The following is a 2901-nucleotide window of genomic DNA, read 5'->3' on the forward strand; positions in this document are numbered from 1 at the left end:
CGGGCGCGCGGGTGGGCGGGCGGGCCCTCCTCTGCCCGCCAGGTTGGGCCGAGGGACGGAGGCCACCCGGGCGGACCCGGGGACGCCCCCGCACCCCGCGGGCGCGTCGACCGGGAACCCCGCCGCCACGTACCGACCCCACCCGAGGTCCGGGTCGACCTCGCGTCGCATCCGGAGGACCCCGAGTTCGACGAGCCCGTTCATCACGCCCCACAGCGACAGCATCGCGAGGACGGCCCAGCCCCGAGGGGTCGTCGCGAGGGCCTCGACGGGGGCGTACAGCCGCCATGCCATGTACGCGCCGGTGACCGGGAGGACCACGCCGGTCCAGCGCGTGATCATGAGGAGGCGGTGCGCGGCGTCGACGAACGCGGCGCGGCCGAGCGTTCCGTCGGTCGCCCGCGGCAGGGTGGCGTAGACGACGTACAGCGTCGCGCCGGTCCACAGCGCGCCGGAGAGCACGTGGAGGACGAAGGCGGTCGCGAGCAGCACGGGACCAGATGGGGGAGAGAGCGTCATAAGATCCGTCCCGGACTGGATCGGTCGTCGCCTCCGACTCCCGCCCGCGCCCGTCTGTTTACGCGCCGTCGACCGGCACCGCGTCCAGCGCCGCCTCGACGACCCGCACCGCGCTCGCGCCGTCGCGCCGAGGGACGACGCAGACCAACGCGTCGCCGGCCACGGCCGCGGCCGCGATCCCGACGTCTGCGGCGGCGAGTCTGCCGAGCGCGCTCGCCAGCGCCGCGGCGTCGACGTCGCCGGTCGCGAGGACCGCCGTGCGGTCGCCGCCGTCGACGACCGCCGCGTCGCCGACGCGGAGGAGGGGGACGTCGCCCGCGGCGTCGCCGTCGCGGTCGTCAGCTTCGTCGCCCGCGTCGCCCGCGGCCGCGTCCTCGACCACGTCCACCCCGCCCCGCATGGTGACGCTCGCGGTCCGGGCGTCGGTCTCGTACGGCGGGAGGTCCTCCCGGAAGCGGCGGAGCGCGGCCGCGATCGCGTCCGGTTCGCCGTCGAGGTCGGCCCGCTCCGCGAGCCAGGTCGCCGCGGCGCTGTGGTTCACCAGTCCGGCGCGCAGCGCGTCGCGAAGGAACGGGCGCGCTCCGACCGCCTCCCGCGTCTCGGCTGCCAGCGACATGCGCGGGGCTGCGCGTCGGGCGGGCAAGATCGTTTCGGTCGGTCCGCGGTCGCACTGAGCGCCGATCGGCGTTCCCGGCGCGCCGCGACCTCCGAAGTCCCTAAGAGCGGCGCGGCCCCAGTACGGATATGCAGTCGCTCGTCATCGTCGCGCACGGCTCTCACCTCAATCCCGAGTCGAGCGCGCCGACCTACGACCACGCCGACACGATCCGCGCCGCCGGTGCCTTCGACGAGGTCCGCACCGGGTTCTGGAAGGAGGAGCCGCACTTCCGAGAGGTGCTCCGCACCGTCGAGGGCGACGAGGTGTACGTGGTCCCGCTGTTCGTCTCGGAGGGGTACTTCACCGAGCAGGTGATCCCGCGCGAGCTCCGGCTCGCGGGCTGGGACGTCTCCGAGTGGGACTCCGACGGCCTCTCCGCCGACCAGGCGACGCTCGTCGCCGAGGACATCGACCGCGAGGTCCACTACTGCGGTCCGGTCGGGACCCACCGCGCGATGACCGACGTGATCGTCCGGCGCGCGGAGTCGGTCACCGACGACCCCGACGTGGGCGACGGGTTCGGGCTGGCGGTCGTCGGCCACGGCACCGAGCGCAACGAGAACTCGGCGAAGGCGATCGAGTACCACGCCGACCGGATCGCCGAGCGCGACCGCTTCGACGAGGTGAAGGCGCTGTACATGGACGAGGACCCGGAGGTCGACGACCTGCCCGAGCACTTCGAGAGCGACGACGTCGTCTTGGTCCCCCTCTTCATCGCCGACGGCTACCACACGCAGGAGGACATACCCGAAGACGTCGGGCTCTGCGAGGACCACACCGAGGGGTACGACGTGCCCGAGACCGTCGACAGCACCCGGATCTGGTACGCGGGCGCGGTGGGGACGGAGCCGCTCATGGCCGACGTGGTCTTGGAGCGCGCCGCCGACGCCGGCGCCGACCTCGGGGCCGCGCTCGACGACGTGCGCGAGACGACCCGCGTCGCCACGGGGGACTGACCGTGGCCGACTCAACCTCCGCGACCGGCGGCGGCGAGACGGGAGACGACGGGTCGGAAGCGCCTGACATCGACCTCCCGAGCGACGCGTTCGACGCGGTCCTCGACGCGCTCGCCGACCGCGACCCCGGCGACTCCCTCCGGTTCGAGGGGTTCAGCGTGACCGGGGCCGAGGGCACGGACGGTGACGCGGGCGGGCGGTACCGCCTCGATCCCGCCGACGGCGACGACCGAACCGGGCTGACCGAGCGCGGGCTTCGCGAGGCGCTGTCGGAGCGCGCGCCGGCGGTCACGGACTGGTACGCCTTCGAGCGGGTCGTCGGCGAGTTCGGGCCGCGCCGCGCCTTCCTCCGCTGGATCGAGGACGCCGACGGCGAGACCGTCGCGACCCGGTACGCCGCGCTCGCCGAGGGGATCGAGCGCGCGTGGGGGGAGCTGAAGATCACGGCGACGGTCACCGACCGCGGCGAGCGCCGCTACGACGTGCGCCACGCCGACGACGCCGGCGTTCCGGTCGACGAGTTGGAGTCGCACGAGGACCCCCTCGACGCGCGCGAACTCGTCACGTACGACGAGAAGGGGCGGTACCGGCCGCTCAAGACGGCGCCGTCGCTGGCCGGCGGCTGGGTGTTCCCCGATCTGGGCCCGCGCGACCTCTACGAGGCGGTGGAGACGATCTACCCCGCGACGGTCGCCAACTGGCACCGCGAGCGCGAGGGCGAGCTCGACATGACTCACTGGCGCGAGACGATGGAGCGCCAGTCGGGCA

4 protein-coding genes are annotated in these 2901 nt (G+C 74.2%); 2 read left to right on the top strand and 2 right to left on the bottom strand.

The annotated features are described in order from the left end of the window. The coding region (locus tag B9G38_RS15730; protein ID WP_143415530.1) for a copper resistance protein CopD at positions 1 to 492 on the bottom strand (492 nt) is incomplete at its 3' end. An 85-nt stretch (positions 493 to 577) separates the two neighbouring features. Further along, positions 578 to 1135 carry a hypothetical protein gene (locus B9G38_RS15735; protein ID WP_086221002.1) on the bottom strand — a complete coding sequence of 186 codons (558 nt, stop codon included), beginning with the start codon at positions 1133 to 1135 and terminating at the stop codon, positions 578 to 580. Positions 1136 to 1263: 128 nt separating this feature from the next. Between B9G38_RS15735 and B9G38_RS15740 the strand changes: the two genes are divergently transcribed. Both B9G38_RS15740 and B9G38_RS15745 read left to right on the top strand, forming a co-directional pair. After that, a complete protein-coding gene (locus tag B9G38_RS15740; protein ID WP_086221003.1) occupies positions 1264 to 2133 on the top strand; it encodes a CbiX/SirB N-terminal domain-containing protein in 870 nt (289 codons plus the stop codon). 2 nt (positions 2134 to 2135) lie between these two features. Next, the coding region (locus tag B9G38_RS15745) for a DR2241 family protein (RefSeq protein ID WP_255375986.1) at positions 2136 to 2901 on the top strand (766 nt) is incomplete at its 3' end.

It is taken from the genome of Halorubrum sp. SD612 (genome assembly GCF_002135005.1).